Source organism: Streptomyces sp. Isolate_45 (genome assembly GCF_024721315.2).
Lineage (GTDB): Bacteria > Actinomycetota > Actinomycetes > Streptomycetales > Streptomycetaceae > Streptomyces.
In genome coordinates this window covers 1-19,221 of the sequence record NZ_JANFAK020000147.1, presented here as the reverse complement: position 1 = coordinate 19,221, position 19,221 = coordinate 1, and the positions used below count along the sequence as shown (strand labels likewise).

Here is a 19,221-nt window from a genome sequence, read left to right as displayed (position 1 = left end):
GCCGCGCCGCCCGGCTCACCCCCGACGTGGAGCGCCTGCGCGAGCGGCCCGCGCCCGCGAGCGCGGTCGTGGGCGGCTCCGAGGACCGGGTGGAACTCCAGTCCCTGGGCACCGGGCGCCGGGCCCGGGGCGCGCTCGCCGTCGGTACGGGAGCCCCCCTGGGCACCGCCGAGCGGTACGCGGTGCACTCGGCCGTCGCCCTGTTGACCCTGACCACGGAACGCTCGCGGTCGCTGCACGACGCGGAGTCCCGCCTCGGCGCGGCCGTGCTGCGGATGCTGCTGGAGGGGCAGGCGGAGCACGCCCGGGCGGTGGCCGGTGACCTGTACGGGGCCCTGCTGGAGGCGCCGTTCCGGATCGTCACGGCCGAGCCGGCGCTGCCGGGGACGGCCCAGCCGGAGGGGCTCGCGCTGCTCGCCGACGCCGTGGAGTCGGCGGCGGCCCGTACCGGCGAGGCGCTGCTGGTCGTCCCGGAGGAGGGCCGCCTCGTGGTGCTCGCTGCCGACGGCGGGTCCGCCGTACAGGCGTGCGCCGACCACGCGGAGGCCCTGGAGGCCCGGCGCGGCCGGGACGCGACCGGCCCCGAGCCGGACGAACTGGTGGTGGGCCTGTCGGCGCCCGCGGCCGCGACGGCAGTGGCCGCCGCCGTCAAGCAGGCCGACCAGGCCCTCGCCGTGGCCCGGCGGCGGGGGCGGCCGATGGTGGAGCACGAGGACCTCGCGGCGGGCTCGGTCCTGCCGCTGCTCGCGGACGACGCCGTACGGGCCTTCGCGGACGGCACGCTCAGGGCGCTGCGGGAGCACGACGCGACCGGCCGCGGGGACCTGGTGGCCTCGCTCCAGGCGTGGCTCTCCCGCCACGGCCAGTGGGACGCGGCGGCGGCCGACCTGGGCGTTCACCGGCACACGCTGCGGTACCGGATGAAGCGGGTCGAGGAGATCCTCGGGCGCTCCCTGGACGACCCGGACGTCCGGATGGAACTCTGGCTCGCCCTGAAGGCCGCCACCCCCGCCACCTGACCCCGGCGCCCGGCCCGGCGCGACCGCCCCGCACGGTCGCTCCGCACGCCCGGTGCGGCCCACGACACTGACAAACCGGCGAAGCCGGACAGGTCGCCGCTCCAGGTCGGATAAACAACGAAACCCCGACGGCGTCCTACCGTGGTGGGGACAGGACCCGCCTCCGGCTGCCGCTGCGAGGTACCCCCGCACAATCCGAAGGGCCGGGATTCGCATGACCTCCACCCACGCCTTCTGGCTCGCCGGCCGCCAGGCCTCCGGCGAGGACAGCTTCGACGTCCACAACCCGTGGGACGGCCGGCTGGTCGGTACCGTCAGCGTGCCGACCGACGCCCAGGTCGAAGAGGCCGTGGCCGCGGCGCACGCCGTGACGGCGGAGTACTCCGCCACCCCCGCCCACGTACGCGCGGCGGCCCTGGACCACGTGTCGCGCCGCCTCGCCGAGCGCACCGAGGAGATCGCGCAGCTGATCTCCGCCGAGAACGGCAAGCCGGTCAAGTGGGCCCGCGGCGAGGTCGGCCGTGCGGTGTCCGTGTTCCGGTTCGCGGCCGAAGAGGCCCGCCGCTTCAACGGTGGAGAGGCCCAGCGCCTGGACACCGACGCCGGTGGCGTCGGCCGGCTGGCCCTGACCCGCCGCTTCGTCAAGGGTCCCGTCCTCGGCATCGCGCCCTTCAACTTCCCGCTGAACCTGTGCGCCCACAAGGTGGCCCCGGCCATCGCCGTCGGCGCGCCGATCATCCTGAAGCCGGCCCCGGCCACCCCGCTCTCCGGTCTGATCCTCGGTGAGCTGCTCGCCGAGACGGACCTCCCGGCCGGTTCCTGGTCGGTCCTGCCGGTCGCCAACGAGAAGATGCCGGCGCTGGTCAAGGACGAGCGCCTGCCCGTCATCTCCTTCACCGGCTCCGACACCGTCGGCTACGCCATCCAGCAGTCGGTGCCGCACAAGCACTGCACCCTGGAGCTCGGCGGCAACGCCGCCGCCGTCGTCCTCGCGGACTGGTCCTCCGAGGCCGACCTCGAATGGGCCGCGACCCGCATCGCGACCTTCTCGAACTACCAGGCCGGCCAGTCCTGCATCTCCGTGCAGCGCGTGATCGCCGACGCCTCCGTCTACGACCGCCTCGCCGAGAAGGTCGTCGCGAAGGTCCGTGAGCAGGTCACCGGTGACCCCTCCGACTCCGCCACCGACGTCGGCCCCCTCGTCTCGGAGGACGCCGCCAAGCGCGTCGAGGCCTGGGTCGACGAGGCCGTCGCCGCCGGCGCGAAGCTGCTCACGGGCGGCAAGCGCGACGGCGCCACCGTCGAGCCGACCGTCATCGCGGACGTCCCGGCCGGCGTGAAGCTCGCCACCGAGGAGGTCTTCGGTCCGGTCCTGACCCTGCTGCGCGTCGAGGACACCGACGAGGCCTTCGCCGCCGTCAACGACTCGAAGTTCGGTCTCCAGACCGGTGTCTTCACCCGCGACATCCAGGTCGCCTTCCGCGCCCACCGCGAGCTCGAGGTCGGCGGCGTGATCATCGGTGACGCGCCCTCCTACCGGGCCGACCAGATGCCGTACGGCGGCGTCAAGCAGTCCGGCGTGGGCCGCGAGGGCGTCCGCTACGCGATGGACGACTACACCTACGAGCGCGTCCTGGTCCTGACCGGCCTCGACATCTGATCTCGTACGGTCCCAGACCGACGGCCGGAGCCTACTGTGCGGGGGCTCCGGCCGTCCCCCTTTCCCCGGACGGACCGGGCGGACGCCCGGACGGCCCACGCGGCCTTTTCCCGCGCCCCGGAATCGGGTACGACTCACAGGTAGCACCGATCGGTAGTGTCCCGATGCGGCGAGGTGAGTACCCGAATGTCCGCAACACAGCCCGTACGGCCCGTACAGCCCAAGGTGACCGAGCGCGAGGCGCGGCGGGTCGCGGAAGCGGCCCGGGAGCAGGACTGGCGCAAGCCCAGTTTCGCCAAGGAGCTCTTCCTCGGCCGCTTCCGGCTCGACCTGATCCACCCCCATCCGCTCCCCGCCGACGAGGACGTCCGGCGCGGGGAGGCCTTCCTGGCCCGGCTGCGGGAGTTCTGCGAGGCGATGCTCGCCGACGGAACCGCCGCCCGGATCGAGCGGGAGGCGAAGATCCCCGACGAGGCGGTCCGCGGGCTCAAGGAGCTCGGCGCCCTCGGCATGAAGATCGACCCCAAGTACGGGGGCCTCGGCCTGACCCAGGTCTACTACAACAAGGCGCTCGCCCTCGTCGGCTCGGTGAGCCCGGCCATCGGGGCCCTGCTCTCCGCGCACCAGTCGATCGGCGTGCCCCAGCCGCTGAAGATGTTCGGCACGCAGGAGCAGAAGGACGCCTACCTCCCGCGCTGCGCCACCACCGCCATCAGCGCCTTCCTGCTCACCGAGCCCGACGTGGGCTCGGACCCGGCGCGGCTGGCCACCACGGCCGTGCCGGACGGGGAGGACGCGTACGTCCTCGACGGCGTGAAGCTGTGGACCACGAACGGGGTCGTCGCGGACCTGCTCGTCGTGATGGCCCGCGTCCCGAAGGGCGAGAACCACCGCGGCGGGATCACCGCCTTCGTCGTCGAGGCCGACTCGCCGGGCATCACCGTCGAGCACCGCAACGCCTTCATGGGCCTGCGCGGCCTGGAGAACGGCGTCACCCGCTTCCACGGCGTCCGCGTGCCCGCCGCCCAGCGGATCGGCGCCGAGGGCGCCGGCCTCAGGATCGCGCTGACCACTCTGAACACCGGCCGGCTGTCCCTGCCCGCGATGTGCGTCGGCGCCGGCAAGTGGTGCCTGAAGATCGCCCGGGAATGGTCCGGCGTTCGCGAGCAGTGGGGCCGCCCGGTCGCACGGCACGAGGCCGTCGGCGCCAAGATCTCCTTCATCGCCGCCACCACCTTCGCCCTCGAGGCGGTCGTCGACCTGGCGTCCCAGATGGCCGACGAGGACCGCAACGACATCCGCATCGAAGCGGCCCTCGCCAAGCTGTACGGCTCCGAGATGGCCTGCCTGATGGCCGACGAGCTCGTCCAGATCCGCGGCGGCCGCGGCTTCGAGACCGCCGAGTCGCTGGCCGCGCGCGGCGAACGGGCCGTCCCCGCCGAGCAGATGCTCCGCGACCTGCGGATCAACCGGATCTTCGAGGGCTCGACCGAGATCATGCACCTGCTCATCGCCCGCGAGGCCGTCGACGCCCACCTCGCCGTCGCGGGCGACATCATCGACCCCGAGAAGGACCTCGGCGACAAGGCCAGGGCGGGCGCCCGCGCGGCCGGCTTCTACGCCCGCTGGCTGCCCCAACTGGCCACCGGGGCCGGCCAACTGCCCGGCACCTACCGCGACTTCCACCCGACCGGCCACCCCGACCTGGCGACCCACCTGCGCTATGTCGAACGCGGCTCCCGCAAACTCGCCCGCTCGACGTTCTACGCCATGTCCCGCTGGCAGGGCCGCATGGAGACCAAACAGAACTTCCTCGGCCGGATCGTGGACATCGGCGCCGAACTCTTCGCGATGAGCGCGGCCTGCGTGCGCGCCGAGCACCTGAGGGCGGCCGGCGAGCACGGCCGCGAGGCCTACCAGCTCGCCGACGCCTTCTGCCGACAGTCCCGGATCCGCGTCGAGGAGCTCTTCGGCCGGCTCTGGTCCAACACCGACGACCTCGACCGCAAGGTCGTCGAAGGGGTCCTGGGCGGCGCCTACACCTGGCTGGAGGAGGGCGTCCTCGACCCCTCGGGCGACGGCCCCTGGATCGCGGACGCCACTCCGGGCCCGTCGGTGCACGAAAACGTCCACCGCCCCCTACGCTGACCTGCCATCATCGGCAGTAGCCCGGACTGATGTGCGACCCCGGGCGCGGGTACGAGCGCGAGGCGGGCGAGGACGATGCCGACGGCCGAGGAGGACCGGGTCAGCAGGCGGCTGGCCTGGTGCGTGGCCCACCTGCTGCGGCACGCGCCGCAGCAGGTGGTGGGCGAGCTGCTCGACCGGCTCGACGGGCCGACGCGCAAGTACCTGTGCCGCGACCAGTGGCTGCCCGCCTCGGCCGTCACCCTGCTGCTGCGCGGGGGAGCCGAGGCGGATCGGCACTACATCGCCCGCAACCCCCACGTCGTCGGCCGCCCGCTGCCCGGCCTGCCCGGCACGGCCCGGTACGCCGCCCGCCCCGGCCCCTCCCCGGAGCTGCTCCGGGCGACGGGACCGGGACCCTTCGACTCCGCCGGGCTGATCGCCCTGCTGCGCCGGCACGCCCGCCGGCCCCGGGTCCCGCTCACCCTGCTCGGCATGCCGCACGACCTCGACCCGGAACAACTGCTGCGCGAGCACGCCCGCGCCCCGCTGCCGCCGGGAGCCGTGGAGGCCCTGCTGCTGGCGGCCGGGTTGCCCCGGGAGGCCTGCCCGGCGCTGCTCGACGCCCGCGCGGGTGACCCGTACGGGCGCCACTGGTACCGGCCCGCCGTCCGAGCGGTCCGGGCCGGCCTGCTGACCTGCGACGAGCTCGTCGCCGCCGTGGCCCCCGCCGCCCGGACGCTGCTGCTGGGGCACCTGCCCGTGACGCGCGGGCTCCGCTGGAGCCTGCCCGAGCAGGCCGAGATGCAGTCGGCGGTGCAGCGGGCCCTGCGGCCCGCGCTGGGGGAGGACCCGCGGCTGTGGGCCGAGCTGCCGCGCCGGGCCCCCGGCTACCGGGGCACCCTGCCCGAGCTGGCCGCCGAGCTGGCCGCCGACTCCCTGCCACCGCTGGGCCTCGTACGGCACGACCCGGCGCTGGGCCGGGCCGTGCGCCGACTCGCCCCCGACACGGCCACGGCGGAGCCGACGGGCGGCTGGGAGCGGGAGCTGGCCCTGGTGAGCCTCGCCGTCCCGATGGAGACCGTCGAGGAGGACGTCCGTTGGGTCCGCGACTGCCTGGACCGCGGGCTGATCACCGGTGCCGACGTGGTCCGGCACAAGGTCCCCGCCTGCTGGGCGCTCGACGAGGACCAGTGGCTCGGCGACATCGGCCACCCGGACCGCCACGACCGGCCCGCGGCCGTCCTCTCCGCCCGGGCGGAGGCCGACCGACTGTTCGACGCCGCGCTCGGGAACGATCCGAGGGCCTGGTGGCGGGCGGCCCGTGCGCTTCCCGACTTCGCCGGAACGCTCCCCGAACTCCTCGCCCGTGTCACCGACGGGGACTCCGTGTCCAAGCGCTCCTGAGTTGCGGCCACAATGGGGGGCATGACCGACAGTCCAGCCCCCCTCGCCGACCCGCACCTCCTCTTCGACGCCTCGGCCGGCCGCCGGGACATCGTCATCCTCGGGTCGACCGGGTCCATCGGCACCCAGGCCATCGATCTCGCCCTGCGCCACCCGGACCGCTTCCGGGTCACGGCGCTGTCCGCCGCCGGTGGGCGCGTCGGACTGCTCGCCGAGCAGGCGCGGCTGCTGCGGGTGCGGACGGTGGCCGTCGCCCGCGAGGACGTCGTACCCGCCCTGAAGGAGGCGCTCGGCGCCCAGTACGGCCCGTCCGAGCCGCTGCCCGAGATCCTGGCGGGGCCCGACGCGGCCGCCGAGCTCGCCGCCTCGCCGTGCCACACCGTCCTCAACGGCATCACCGGATCCATCGGCCTCGCGCCCACCCTCGCCGCGCTGCGGGCCGGCCGGACCCTGGCCCTGGCCAACAAGGAGTCGCTGATCGTCGGCGGCCCGCTGGTCAAGGCCCTCGCGAAGCCCGGGCAGATCGTCCCCGTGGACTCCGAGCACGCGGCGCTCTTCCAGGCGTTGGCCGGCGGAACCCGCGCCGACGTCCGCAAGCTCGTGGTCACCGCCTCCGGCGGCCCCTTCCGCGGCCGCACCCGCGCGGAGCTGGCCGGGGTCACCGTCCAGGACGCGCTCGCGCACCCGACCTGGGCGATGGGCCCGGTGATCACCGTCAACTCGGCGACCCTGGTCAACAAGGGACTGGAGGTCATCGAGGCGCACCTGCTCTACGACATCCCCTTCGAGCGCATCGAGGTCGTCGTCCACCCGCAGTCCTTCGTCCACTCCATGGTCGAGTTCACGGACGGCTCCACCCTCGCCCAGGCCACCCCGCCGGACATGCGGGGCCCCATCGCGATCGGCATCGGCTGGCCCGAGCGGATCCCGGACGCGGCCCCCGCGTTCGACTGGAGCAAGGCGTCGACCTGGGAGTTCTTCCCCCTGGACACCGAGGCCTTCCCCGCGGTCGGCTTGGCCCGCCACGTCGGCACCCTGGGCGGCACGGCCCCCGCGGTGTTCAATGCGGCGAACGAGGAGTGCGTGGAGGCGTTCCTGGCCGGTCGGCTGCCGTTCACAGCAATCATGGATACGGTCTCTGCCGTGGTCGATGAACACGGGACGCCGCGAGCGGGAACCTCGCTGACCGTCACGGACGTCCTGGAAGCGGAGACCTGGGCCAGGGCCCGGGCACGGGAGATGGCGGCTCGCGCCGCCGTGGAGGCAAGCGCATGACGATACTGCTGACCTTGATCGGTGTGGTCGTCTTCGTGGTCGGCCTGCTCTTCTCGATCGCCTGGCACGAGCTCGGCCACCTCTCCACGGCCAAGCTCTTCGGCATCCGCGTGCCCCAGTACATGGTCGGCTTCGGCCGGACCATCTGGTCGCGCAAGAAGGGCGACACCGAGTACGGGATCAAGGCCATCCCGATGGGCGGCTACATCCGCATGATCGGGATGTTCCCGCCCGGCGAGGACGGCAAGGTCACCGCCCGCTCCACGTCGCCGTTCCGGTCGATGATCGAGGACGCCCGCTCGGCGGCCTACGAGGAACTCCAGCCCGGCGACGAGACGCGGCTCTTCTACACGCGCAAGCCGTGGAAGCGCGTGATCGTGATGTTCGCGGGCCCCTTCATGAACCTGGTGCTCGCCCTCGCGATCTTCTTCGGCGTCTGGATGACCTTCGGGATCAACCGCACCACCACCGAGGTCGCCACCGTCTCGCCCTGCGTGATCCAGCAGAGCGAGAACCGGGAGGTGTGCAAGGACAGCGACCCGGTCGCCCCGGCGAAGCAGGCCGGCCTCGCGGCCGGTGACCGCATCGTCGCCTTCGACGGCCGAGACGTCGCCGACTGGTCCGCCCTGCAACAGCGGATCCGCGACACCGTCGGCCCCGCCACGGTCACCGTCGTGCGCGACGGCCGCGAGGTGACCCTGCCGGTGAACCTGATCGAGAACAAGGTCGCCAAGACGGACGGGCACGGCGGCTACGTCAAGGGCGAGTACGTCACGGCGGGCTGGCTCGGCTTCAGCCCGAAGAGCGAGATCGCGGCCCTCGGATTCGGTGAGTCCGTGGACCACATGGGCGGGATCGTCGAGGGCAGCGTGCAGGGCCTGATCCAGCTCCCCGCGAAGATCCCGGCACTGTGGGACGCGGCCTTCGGCGGCGCCGAACGCGAGCAGGACTCCCCGATGGGCATCGTCGGCGCGGCCCGCATCAGCGGCGAGATCGCGACCCTGGACATCCCCGGCGAACAGCGGATGTCGATCATGCTGAACGTCCTGGGCATGTTCAACCTCTCGCTCTTCCTGTTCAACATGCTGCCCCTGCTGCCCCTGGACGGCGGGCACATCGCCGGCGCCCTGTGGGAGTCCCTGCGGCGCAATGTGGCACGGCTCCTGCGGCGCGCCGACCCCGGCCCGTTCGACGTGGCACGGCTGATGCCCGCCGCGTACGTGGTCGCCGGGCTCTTCGTCTGCTTCACGCTGCTGGTCCTCGTCGCGGACGTGGTGAACCCCATCAAGATCACCTAGCCGCCGCTTTCCCTACACCAGGCCGGAAGGAGCCGGGCACGCATCGTGCCCGGCTCCCTACGTTCGGGTGGCACACCCCCTCGGATGCAAGGGGCACGTGCTGATTGGCGTAATCTCGAAGACTGGAGCCCGCCGATCTCGGGACCTCGATCCACACCTTGGGGTTGCACAGCAGATGACTGCCATCTCACTCGGAATGCCGGCCGTGCCGACGAAGCTTGCCGACCGCAGGGTCAGCCGCAAGATCCAGGTCGGTTCCGTGGCCGTCGGTGGCGACGCACCCATCTCGGTGCAGTCGATGACCACCACCCGCACGTCCGACATCGGCGCCACGCTCCAGCAGATCGCCGAGCTGACCGCCTCCGGCTGCAACATCGTCCGCGTCGCCTGCCCCACGCAGGACGACGCCGACGCCCTCGCCGTCATCGCGAAGAAGTCGCAGATCCCGGTCATCGCGGACATCCACTTCCAGCCCAAGTACGTGTTCGCCGCGATCGACGCCGGCTGCGCCGCCGTCCGCGTGAACCCGGGCAACATCAAGCAGTTCGACGACAAGGTCAAGGAGATCGCGCGGGCCGCCAAGGACACCGGCACCCCGATCCGCATCGGCGTGAACGCCGGCTCCCTCGACGCCCGCCTGCTCAAGAAGTACGGCAAGGCCACCCCCGAGGCGCTGGTCGAGTCCGCGCTGTGGGAGGCCTCCCTGTTCGAGGAGCACGGCTTCGGCGACATCAAGATCTCGGTCAAGCACAACGACCCGGTCGTGATGGTCAACGCCTACCGCCAGCTCGCCGCCGCCTGCGACTACCCGCTGCACCTGGGCGTCACCGAGGCCGGCCCCGCCTTCCAGGGCACCATCAAGTCCGCCGTCGCCTTCGGCGCGCTGCTCTCCGAGGGCATCGGCGACACCATCCGCGTCTCCCTCTCCGCGCCGCCGGTCGAGGAGGTCAAGGTCGGCAACCAGATCCTGGAATCGCTGAACCTCAAGCCGCGCCGCCTGGAGATCGTCTCCTGCCCCTCCTGCGGCCGCGCCCAGGTGGACGTCTACAAGCTGGCCGAGGAGGTCACGGCGGGCCTGGAGGGCATGGAGGTCCCGCTGCGCGTCGCCGTCATGGGCTGCGTCGTCAACGGCCCCGGCGAGGCCCGTGAGGCCGACCTCGGTGTCGCCTCCGGCAACGGCAAGGGCCAGATCTTCGTCAAGGGCGAGGTCATCAAGACCGTCCCCGAGTCGAAGATCGTCGAGACCCTCATCGAAGAGGCGATGAAGATCGCCGAGCAGATGGAGAAGGACGGCATCACCTCCGGCGAGCCGACCGTCGCCATCGGCGTGTAGCACCCGCAACCGTGGCCCCGGCCCCGTTCCCCCAGCTCGGGGCCGGGGCCGGGGCCTTTTCGTGACCGTGGAAGCGGCATCCCAAGGCCCCGCCGGGTACAGTGCGGAGATCAGCAGACTTGCATGGTGAGGCCCCAGTGTTGACGCAGACCACCACCCGGGTCCTTGAGCCCAGTGATCTCGACGCCGCCCTCGAAGTCCTCGGGCGCGCGCCGGTCGAGAACGCCTTCGTCGCCTCCCGGGTCCAGGTCGCGGGCCTCGACCCCTGGCGCCTGGGCGGCGAGATGTGGGGCTGGTACACCGACGGCGAGCTCCGCTCCCTCTGCTACGCCGGCGCCAACCTGGTCCCCGTCTGCGCCGAACCCGACGCCGTACGCGCCTTCGCCGAACGCGCCCGCCGCACCGGCCGCCGCTGCTCCTCCATCGTCGGCCCCGCCGAGGCCACCCGACTGCTGTGGCAGCTCCTGGAACCCAGCTGGGGCCCCGCCCGCGACGTCCGCTCCCGCCAGCCGCTGATGGTCATGGAACAGCCCTCCACCACGGTCACCGCCGACCCCCGCGTCCGCCGGGTCCGCCGGGACGAGATGGACCTGATCATGCCCGCCTGCGTCGCCATGTTCACCGAGGAGGTCGGCATCTCCCCGATGGCCGGCGACGGCGGACTCCTCTACCAGGCCCGCGTCGCCGAGCTCGTCGGCACCGGCCGCTCCTTCGCCCGCATCGACGACGGCAAGGTCGTCTTCAAGGCCGAGATCGGCGCCGCCACCTCCCGCGCCTGCCAGATCCAGGGCGTGTGGGTCGACCCCGCCCACCGGGGCCGGGGCCACTCCGAGGCCGGCATGGCCGCCGTCGTCGCCTACGCCCTGCGCGACGTGGCGCCCGTCGTCAGCCTCTACGTCAACGACTTCAACACCGCCGCGCGCGCCGCCTACCGGCGGGTCGGCTTCCGTGAGACCGGCGCGTTCATGAGCGTCCTGTTCTGAGCCCGCCGCCACCGCCCCGCCCGTGGCCGCTTTCGCCACCCGAGCCGTACCGCACCGCCCCTACCCCGAAGTAAGGTCGCCGCATGCTGCCTACCACCGGGGGCGACGACCCCGCACGGCCCGCCGGACTCCGCGTCGGCCCCCTCGACCTCGCCGAGCGCGTGGACGAGGCCCTGCGCGTGCAGGCCGTGGCCTTCGGGCTCAGCGAGGAGGAGGTCGGCATCCGGCGCTACATCGTCCAGCGCCACATGACCAGCCGCGGCGCCCGCGCGCTCGGCGCCTTCACCGACGACGGAGCCCTCGCCGCCTTCGTCTACGGCATGCCCAACGACCGCGGCCACTGGTGGTCCACGATCGTCGAACCGTACCTGCGGGCCGGCGGCGCCGACGGCTGGCTCGACGAGTCCTTCGTCATCACCGAACTGCACGTCCACCCCGGCTTCCAGGGACGCGGCGTCGGCCGCACCCTCATCACCCGGATCACCGACAGCGCCGACGAACCCCGCTCGATCCTCTCCGCCATCGACACCGACAGCCCGGCCCGCGGCCTCTACACCGCCCTCGGCTACCGGGACCTCGCCCGCCGCGTCCAGTTCCCGAGCGCGAGCCTCCCGTACGCCGTCATGGGCGCGCCCCTGCCGCTGCTCCGGCCCTGAAACGGGTTGCCGGGGCCCCCGCCGACCCCGGTAGCCTCCCGACATGTCTACGCAACACGTGCAGCGCATGTCCCGCCTCATGGCCAAGACCCTCCGCGAGGACCCGGCGGACGCCGAGACCCTCAGCCACCGCCTCCTGGTCCGGGCCGGCTACGTACGGCGCAGCTCCGCCGGCGTGTGGACCTGGCTGCCGCTCGGCAAGCGGGTCCTGGACAACGTCACGCGCGTCGTCCGCGAGGAGATGGACGCCATCGGCGCGCAGGAGGTGCTGCTCCCCGCGCTGCTCCCGAAGGAACCGTACGAGGTCAGCGGCCGCTGGTCGGAGTACGGCGACCTGCTGTTCCGGCTCAAGGACCGCAAGGGCGCCGACTACCTGCTCGGCCCCACCCACGAGGAGATCTTCACCCTCGTCGTCAAGGACCAGTGCACCTCCTACAAGGACCTGCCGGTCATGCTCTACCAGATCCAGACGAAGTACCGCGACGAGGCCCGCCCCCGCTCCGGGGTGCTGCGCGGACGCGAGTTCCAGATGAAGGACTCGTACTCCTTCGACGTCTCCGACGAGGGCCTCGCCGAGTCCTACCGCCTCCACCGCGAGGCGTACGTACGGATCTTCCGGCGGCTCGGGCTCGACCACCGCATCGTGTCGGCGGTGTCCGGGGCCATGGGCGGCTCGGCGTCCGAGGAGTTCCTCGCGCCCGCCGGGGCCGGCGAGGACACCTTCGTCGACTGCCCCTCCTGCGACTACGCGGCCAACACCGAGGCCGTCACCTTCGCCCTCGCCCCGACCTCGGGCGAACACGGCCCCGTCGAGGAGCTGGACACCCCCGACACCCCGACCATCGAGTCCCTGGCCGCCTTCCTCGACGTCCCCGCGTCGGCGACGCTGAAGAACCTCCTGGTGAAGGTCGACGGGGAGATCGTGGCCGTCGGCGTCCCCGGCGACCGCGAGGTCGACCTCGGCAAGCTCGGCGAGCACCTGGCCCCCGCGGTCGTGGAACTCGTGACCGCCGAGGACTTCGCCGACCGTCCCGACCTGGTACGCGGCTACGTGGGCCCGCAGGGCCTGGAGAAGGTCCGCTACCTCGCCGACCCCCGCGTGGCGCCCGGCACTTCCTGGGTGACCGGCGCCAACAGGGCGGGCACCCACGCCCGGAACGTGGTCTGCGGCCGCGACTTCGAGGTGGACCGGTACCTCGACGTGGTCGTCGTCGAGCCGGGCGACCCCTGCCCGGCCTGCGGCGCCGGGCTGCGGCTCGACCGGGCGATCGAGATCGGACACATCTTCCAGCTGGGCCGCAAGTACGCGGACGCCTTCGGCCTCGACGTCCTCGGCCGCGAGGGCAAGCCGGTCCGGGTGACCATGGGCTCCTACGGCATCGGGGTCTCCCGCGCCGTCGCCGCCCTCGCGGAGCAGACCGCCGACGACCGCGGACTGTGCTGGCCCGCCGAAGTGGCCCCGGCCGACGTGCACGTGGTCGCCGCCGGCAAGGCCGTCCCGCTCGCCCTGGCGGAACGGGCGGCCGCCGCGCTCGCCGAATCGGGCCTGCGGATCCTGCTCGACGACCGACCCGGACTGTCGCCCGGCGTGAAGCTCACCGACGCCGAACTGATCGGCGTCCCCCACATCCTGGTGGCGGGCCGCCGCTCGGCCGACGGCGTCGTCGAACTCCAGGACCGCGCCACCGGCACCCGCGAGGAACTCCCCCTGGAGGAGGCCCTGGCCCGCCTCACGAACGCCTAGCGCTGTGACCGGGAAGGTCCACCGGTTCGCGGTGCCCGGCACGGCACCTCGCCGCGTTGTCGGACCACGGAAGTACGTCCAGTACACGCCGCGGCCCTCCGCCTTGCGATGCACCGCACCGGACACCGCGAACCGGCGAACCTTCCCCGGCGACAGGCCCTAGGCAGCGGGCGCGGGCGGGCTCCCGCCGGTGTCCTCCGTCCCGCTCTCCGCGCCGGCCTCCACCTCCGGTGGCGGGGACGGCGGGGACGGCGGGGGCGGCGGTGGGGGCGGTGGGGGCGGCTGCGGGGTGCCCGGCGCGCTGGGCGCGGCGCGTTCCAGGAAGCGCAGGAGCTCCACCGGGAACGGCAGCACCAGCGTCGAGTTCTTCTCCGCGGCGACCGCGACCACCGTTTGCAGCAGGCGCAGTTGCAGGGCGGCCGGCTGCTCCGACATCACCGCCGCCGCCTCCGCCAGCTTCTTCGACGCCTGCAGCTCCGCGTCCGCGTTGATCACCCGGGCGCGCCGCTCGCGGTCCGCCTCCGCCTGCCGCGCCATCGACCGCTTCATCGTCTCGGGCAGCGACACGTCCTTGATCTCCACCCGGTCGATCTGCACGCCCCACCCGACCGCCGGACTGTCGATCATCAGCTCCAGCCCCTGGTTCAGCTGCTCGCGGTTCGACAACAGGTCGTCCAGGTCCGATTTGCCGATGATCGACCGCAGGGACGTCTGCGCCATCTGGGAGACCGCGAACCGGTAGTCCTCCACCTCGATGATCGCGTCGGCCGCGTCGACGACCTTGAAGTAGACGACCGCGTCGACCCGCACCGTGACGTTGTCCCGGGTGATGCCCTCCTGGGCCGGCACCGGCATCGTCACGATCTGCATGTTCACCTTGCGCAGCCGGTCGACCCCCGGCACCACCAGCGTGAAACCGGGGCCGCGCACGCCCTCGCGCACCCGACCGAAACGGAACACCACGCCCCGCTCGTACTGCTTCACCACCCGGGCGGCGGCCACCGCGTACGCGGCCACCCCGATGCCCGCGGCGATCGCCGCTGTCAGCAGTTCCTCGACCATGACGGCCCCCTGCCGGACATACCTTCCTACCTACGGTATGCCCTACAACCAGGCCGCGAACTCCAGCAACAGCTCCGCGTCCCGTCGCCGCCCGGCGGCCAGCGCGCGGTTGCCCGACTCCACCGCGCGGAACACCGTCCAGCCCCGCAGCCGCTCGCGGTCCACCTCCAGCGAGTCCGCCAGCTTGTTCACCCGCCGCCGGGCCCCGGCGGCCCCCGTGGAGGAGGCGACCTGGTCCTCCAGCCGGTCCCGGACCAGCCGGGCCAGGTCGTAGGCCCGCTCGCCGACCAGCGGATCCGGACCCACCGTCAGCCACGGCGCCCGTTCCCCGGCCAGCACCTTGCCCTGCCGGAAGTTGCCGTGCAGCAGGAGTTCCTCGCCCGGCACGGCCGTCAGCTCGCCCCGCAGCGCCACGGCCGTGTCCGCGAGCGCCCGGAGCTCCGGCGGCGCCGCGCGCAGGGCCTCGCACTGGAGGGCCGTGCGCCCGGCCACCGTCTCGAAGCCGTGCTCCCTCGGCGGCTCCACCCACAGCCGCCGCAGCGTGCCGCAGGCCTCCAGCAGGGCCTTCGCCTCGGGCAGCGAACGCAGCGACACCTCGGGATGGAGCCGCTCCAGGAGCAGCCCGCCGTCGTCCTCGTGGTGGCGCGAGTCGAGGACCCGTACGGCTCCGAAACCGCCCCAGTGCGCCAGCGCGGCGAGCTCCCGGTCCGGCCTGGCGGCCGGCGGGGCCATCTTCAGGGCCGCCGGCGTGCCGTCGGAGTAGTGGACGAGGAGCACCAGACTGCTGCGGCCGCCGGGGGCCTGGACCCGCTGCGCCGATACGTCCCGCCGGGCGAGCGCCTCCTCGGCGAGCCGGGGCAACTGCCCCAGCCAGTCGGTGTCCTGCGCCGTCCCGGGCATCTCGCCGAGCGCCCGTACAAGCCGCTGCGGCGGTTCGAAAGCCATGCGTGCGTGGTCCCTTTCAGCTGTGCCGGGCCCCGTCGCGCCTCCTCAGCGCTTTTCCGTGAGCCCAGGGAAGGCTACGCCGACACCGCGCCAGCGTGCCGCGCGGACGGCCGCGGCGCTCAGCGCGTCGGCCGCCTCGCGGCGCAGCGGACCGTCCGCCGCCCGCACCAGATCCGAGTACGCGCCCGCCACCCGGTCCTCGATCTCGGCGGCCAGCCGCTCGGCGTCCGCCGGGCCGCGCAGCTCGAAGGGCAGGGCGTACGCCGCCTCCGAGGGCCGGGGCGAGCCGCCCAGCTCCCGCACCGTCCGGGTCAGGGAGTCCCGGCGGGCGAGGTGGCCCCCGTAGGCCTCGCGGGCCTCGGCGGCCCGGGCGGCCGAGGCGCGGGCGCCGATCACCCCGTAGGCGTACGCCGCCGAGTGCTCGGCGGCCAGCGCGGCCTGCGCCGCCTCCAGGGGGCGGCCGGCGGGGGAGGGTTCGGGCTTCACGAAGCGGCTCCCGGGGTCGGGGTGGAGGTCAGCAGGTGGGTGTGGACGGCCCCGCACGCGGCCACCGACGCCAGCAGTCGGGCGAGTTCCCCGGGCGCGCCGGCCAGCGACACCGTGCGGGCCTCGGACAGGTCCCGTTCGGCGTCCGCCAGGGCGGTCAGGGCGTCCGCCTCCTTCGGCGGGACCGGGTCGGGGCGCGCCGACGGCGTCCCCGAGGGGGCGGCGGAGGCGCCGGCGGACAGCGGCTCGGTCGTGGCCGACGGCGTACGGGCGGTCGGGCCCGGCAGGGCCAGGGCCGCGACGTGCGCCGCGACGGCCGTACGCAGCGGCGCGAGGCGGGCGGCGAGGGCCGGATGGGCGGCGGTGGTGGCGTCGTAACGTTCCAGCAGCCGCTCGCTGTCACGAACGGCGCCCTCCCGGATGCGCCGTTCGAGCGGAACGCCGGTGTCGGCGTCCGACGGGTCGCCCCCGCCGGAGCACCCGGGGAGCAGTACGGCCCCGGCCGCACCGGCGGCTCCGACGAGCAGGCGCCTACGCGAGGGCCTCAAGGGCAGGGTCCAGGGCACGGGCGTCGTCCTCGGGGTGATGGCGGGACAGGGTGTGATCACGGTACCCGGGGGGCGCGTCCGCAGCGCGGACGGCAACACCCCCCGCGACCGGATACCCTTTGACCTGACACGCGACGGAAAACCACAACAGCACACGCGGCCGAGGAGTCACCCGGATGAGCACCACCCAGAGCGACAGGCTGCGCGGACTGCTGGAGCCGCTCGTCGCCGCCAAGGGCCTGGACCTCGAGGAGATCGAGCTGTCCAAGGCGGGCAAGCGCCGGATGCTGCGGGTCATCGTGGATTCCGATGAGGGTGTGGAACTCGACGCCTGTGCCGAGCTGAGTCGTGAGGTGTCCGACCAGCTCGACGCCTCCGACGTGATGGGCGAGGACGAGTACGTCCTCGAAGTCAGCTCCCCGGGCGCGGACCGCCCGCTCACCGAGCACCGTCACTACGTTCGGGCGACCGGCCGTCTCGTCAAGTTTCAGCTGGCCGCCGATGGTGAAAAGGGTGCCGGTGAACTGATCGCCCGCATCCTCGACGTCGACGACGAGGGCATGGACCTCGAAGTTCCGGGTGTGAAGGGCCGCAAGGCGACCACCCGCCGCATCGCGTTCGCCGACATCGCCAAGGCGCGTGTCGAAATCGAGTTCAACCGCAAGGACAAGAAGGAAGAGGAGGCGTAGCCGTGGACATCGACATGAGTGCCCTGCGGGGTCTGGTCCGCGAGAAGGAGATCTCCTTCGACCTGCTCGTCGAAGCGATCGAGTCGGCCCTCCTCATCGCGTACCACCGCACCGAGGGCAGCTTCCGCCGCGCCCGCGTGGTGCTCGACCGCACCAACGGTCACGTGGTCGTGTGGGCGACGGAGGACCCGAGGGACCTCGAAGAGGGCCAGGAGCCCAAGGAGTTCGACGACACGCCGTCGGACTTCGGGCGCATCGCCGCGACGACCGCCAAGCAGGTGATCCTCCAGCGTCTGCGCGACGCCGAGGACGACCTGACCTTCGGCGAGTTCGCCGGCCGCGAGGGCGACGTCATCACCGGCGTCGTCCAGCAGGGCAAGGACCCCAAGAACGTCCTCGTCGACATCGGCAAACTGGAGGCCATCCTGCCGGTGCAGGAGCAGGTTCCCGGCGAGGAGTACACGCACGGCCTGCGCCTGAAGGCGTACGTCGTACGGGTGGCGAAGGGTGTCCGCGGTCCGTCCGTGACCCTGTCGCGCACCCACCCCAACCTGGTGAAGAAGCTCTTCTCGCTGGAGGTCCCGGAGATCGCCGACGGTAGCGTCGAGATCTCCGCGATCGCCCGTGAGGCCGGTCACCGCACCAAGATCGCCGTCCGGTCGACCCGCTCCGGCCTGAACCCCAAGGGCGCTTGCATCGGCCCGATGGGCAGCCGTGTGCGCAACGTCATGGCCGAGCTGCACGGCGAGAAGATCGACATCGTCGACTGGTCGGACGACCCGGCGGAGATGGTCGCGAACGCGCTGTCACCCGCCCGGGTGAGCGCGGTCGACGTCGTGGACTGGGACACGCGCTCCGCGCGGGTCACCGTGCCCGACTACCAGCTGTCGCTGGCCATCGGCAAGGAGGGCCAGAACGCCCGCCTCGCCGCTCGGCTCACCGGCTGGCGCATCGACATCCGTCCGGACACCGAGCCGGCCGCCGACGGGGACGACCGCGACCGCGGCTCGGACCGCGGCTCGGACCGTGGTTCCGACCGCGGCTCCGACCGTGACGGCGGCCGCGACCACGGACGCGGGCGGGAATAAATCGGTACCGGTCGGGGGTTTCCGGCCGGTAGACAGGGACTCCGAAACCTCGGAGTCCCTTGAGGATCACCACGACGTCCGTTCGATTTTTCACCTGAAGGGGTGAGGTCGCTACGGGGAGGTAGACTTAGGCGTGTCTGGCCGGACGCAAGCCCGCGCATGCCCCGAACGAACCTGTGTGGGGTGTCGGGAGCGAGCGGCCAAGAGCGATCTGCTGCGCATCGTGGCGATCGGTGACCAATGCGTCGCCGATCCACGCGGTACGCTGCCCGGCCGGGGTGCCTACGTGCACCCCGCCGTGGTCTGCCTCGACCAGGCGGTCCGCCGCCGGGCGTTCCCCCGGGCCCTCCGGTCCGCCGGAGCGCTCGACACGGCGGAACTGCGCACAGCTTTGGCCGTACCGGCCGAGGCGACACCGTAAGAGCAAGAAGAACGGCACGGGTAAACCCGTGCGGTCAGGTACCTCGCGAGTTGGAAGTAGGTCGAGATTGCGATGAGCACTCGATGAGTACGCGATGAGTACGCCCATGAAGTAGCGACGGTCCGGCGTAACCCGGACCTAAAAGGAGCGAAGTGGCTAAGGTCCGGGTATACGAACTCGCAAAGGAGTTCGGAGTTGAGAGCAAGGTCGTCATGGCCAAGCTCCAGGAACTCGGTGAGTTCGTCCGTTCGGCGTCCTCGACGATCGAGGCGCCGGTTGTACGCAAGTTGACCGACGCACTGCAGGGGCCCGGCGGCAACGCCGGCAAGTCCGCTGCGAAGCCGGGTGCGCCCCGCAGCGCCGCACCCGCCAAGCCCGGGGCTCCCGCCCCGGCGCGTCCCGCTGCCCCCAAGCCCGGTGCACCGGCCCCCAAGCCGGTCGTCGCCGAGGCCCCCGCCGCACCCGCGGCGCCCGCCCCGG

Annotated in this window: 18 protein-coding genes; 14 read left to right on the top strand and 4 right to left on the bottom strand. The window is 72.8% G+C overall.

The window, feature by feature from the left end:
• From NOD94_RS32560 to NOD94_RS32515, 10 genes are all read left to right on the top strand, one after another.
• Positions 1-1,019, top strand: a 1,019-nt coding sequence (locus NOD94_RS32560; RefSeq protein ID WP_281209781.1) for a helix-turn-helix domain-containing protein, incomplete at its 5' end; no start/stop codon positions are given.
• Positions 1,020-1,233: 214 nt separating this feature from the next.
• Complete coding sequence (locus tag NOD94_RS32555) at positions 1,234-2,679, top strand: aldehyde dehydrogenase family protein (protein WP_281209780.1); 1,446 nt, start codon at positions 1,234-1,236, stop codon at positions 2,677-2,679.
• A 186-nt stretch (positions 2,680-2,865) separates the two neighbouring features.
• A complete protein-coding gene (locus NOD94_RS32550) occupies positions 2,866-4,827 on the top strand; it encodes an acyl-CoA dehydrogenase family protein (protein WP_281209779.1) in 1,962 nt (653 codons plus the stop codon).
• A 75-nt stretch (positions 4,828-4,902) separates the two neighbouring features.
• Positions 4,903-6,213 (top strand): hypothetical protein, encoded by a 1,311-nt coding sequence (locus tag NOD94_RS32545; RefSeq protein ID WP_281209778.1) that lies wholly within the window; start codon positions 4,903-4,905, stop codon positions 6,211-6,213.
• 12 nt (positions 6,214-6,225) lie between these two features.
• Positions 6,226-7,488 carry a 1-deoxy-D-xylulose-5-phosphate reductoisomerase gene (gene dxr, locus NOD94_RS32540; protein ID WP_281209777.1) on the top strand — a complete coding sequence of 421 codons (1,263 nt, stop codon included), beginning with the start codon at positions 6,226-6,228 and terminating at the stop codon, positions 7,486-7,488.
• A complete protein-coding gene (locus NOD94_RS32535) occupies positions 7,485-8,786 on the top strand; it encodes a site-2 protease family protein (RefSeq protein WP_281209776.1) in 1,302 nt (433 codons plus the stop codon). Before dxr ends, NOD94_RS32535 begins: the two co-directional genes overlap by 4 nt.
• A 175-nt stretch (positions 8,787-8,961) precedes the next feature.
• Complete coding sequence (gene ispG / locus NOD94_RS32530; RefSeq protein WP_281209775.1) at positions 8,962-10,119, top strand: flavodoxin-dependent (E)-4-hydroxy-3-methylbut-2-enyl-diphosphate synthase; 1,158 nt, start codon at positions 8,962-8,964, stop codon at positions 10,117-10,119.
• 137 nt (positions 10,120-10,256) lie between these two features.
• Complete coding sequence (locus NOD94_RS32525) at positions 10,257-11,102, top strand: GNAT family N-acetyltransferase (RefSeq protein WP_281209774.1); 846 nt, start codon at positions 10,257-10,259, stop codon at positions 11,100-11,102.
• Between the two features lie 83 nt (positions 11,103-11,185).
• Positions 11,186-11,758 carry a GNAT family N-acetyltransferase gene (locus NOD94_RS32520; protein ID WP_281209773.1) on the top strand — a complete coding sequence of 191 codons (573 nt, stop codon included), beginning with the start codon at positions 11,186-11,188 and terminating at the stop codon, positions 11,756-11,758.
• A 43-nt stretch (positions 11,759-11,801) separates the two neighbouring features.
• On the top strand, positions 11,802-13,502 hold the full coding sequence (locus NOD94_RS32515; RefSeq protein ID WP_281209772.1) for a proline--tRNA ligase: 1,701 nt from the start codon (positions 11,802-11,804) through the stop codon (positions 13,500-13,502).
• Between the two features lie 159 nt (positions 13,503-13,661).
• Here the strand turns inward: NOD94_RS32515 and NOD94_RS32510 are convergent, their stop codons facing one another.
• From NOD94_RS32510 to NOD94_RS32495, 4 genes are read right to left on the bottom strand one after another with little or no spacing between them, the layout of a single operon-like run.
• Positions 13,662-14,564, bottom strand: coding sequence for a slipin family protein (locus NOD94_RS32510; RefSeq protein WP_281209771.1), 903 nt, complete (start codon positions 14,562-14,564; stop codon positions 13,662-13,664).
• Positions 14,565-14,606: 42 nt separating this feature from the next.
• Complete coding sequence (locus NOD94_RS32505) at positions 14,607-15,509, bottom strand: aminoglycoside phosphotransferase family protein (protein WP_281209770.1); 903 nt, start codon at positions 15,507-15,509, stop codon at positions 14,607-14,609.
• Between the two features lie 45 nt (positions 15,510-15,554).
• On the bottom strand, positions 15,555-15,995 hold the full coding sequence (locus NOD94_RS32500; RefSeq protein WP_281209769.1) for a ferritin-like domain-containing protein: 441 nt from the start codon (positions 15,993-15,995) through the stop codon (positions 15,555-15,557).
• Positions 15,992-16,561 carry a hypothetical protein gene (locus NOD94_RS32495; RefSeq protein WP_281209768.1) on the bottom strand — a complete coding sequence of 190 codons (570 nt, stop codon included), beginning with the start codon at positions 16,559-16,561 and terminating at the stop codon, positions 15,992-15,994. Before NOD94_RS32495 ends, NOD94_RS32500 begins: the two co-directional genes overlap by 4 nt.
• A 158-nt stretch (positions 16,562-16,719) precedes the next feature.
• Here NOD94_RS32495 and rimP point away from each other — a divergent pair, with 158 nt between their 5' ends.
• From rimP to NOD94_RS32475, 4 genes are all read left to right on the top strand, one after another.
• On the top strand, positions 16,720-17,232 hold the full coding sequence (gene rimP, locus NOD94_RS32490; RefSeq protein WP_281209767.1) for a ribosome maturation factor RimP: 513 nt from the start codon (positions 16,720-16,722) through the stop codon (positions 17,230-17,232).
• Positions 17,233-17,234: 2 nt separating this feature from the next.
• Positions 17,235-18,320 carry a transcription termination factor NusA gene (gene nusA / locus NOD94_RS32485; protein ID WP_281209766.1) on the top strand — a complete coding sequence of 362 codons (1,086 nt, stop codon included), beginning with the start codon at positions 17,235-17,237 and terminating at the stop codon, positions 18,318-18,320.
• Between the two features lie 133 nt (positions 18,321-18,453).
• Complete coding sequence (locus tag NOD94_RS32480) at positions 18,454-18,741, top strand: YlxR family protein (protein ID WP_281209765.1); 288 nt, start codon at positions 18,454-18,456, stop codon at positions 18,739-18,741.
• A 152-nt stretch (positions 18,742-18,893) separates the two neighbouring features.
• Positions 18,894-19,221, top strand: a 328-nt coding sequence (locus tag NOD94_RS32475; RefSeq protein ID WP_281209764.1) for a translation initiation factor IF-2 N-terminal domain-containing protein, incomplete at its 3' end; no start/stop codon positions are given.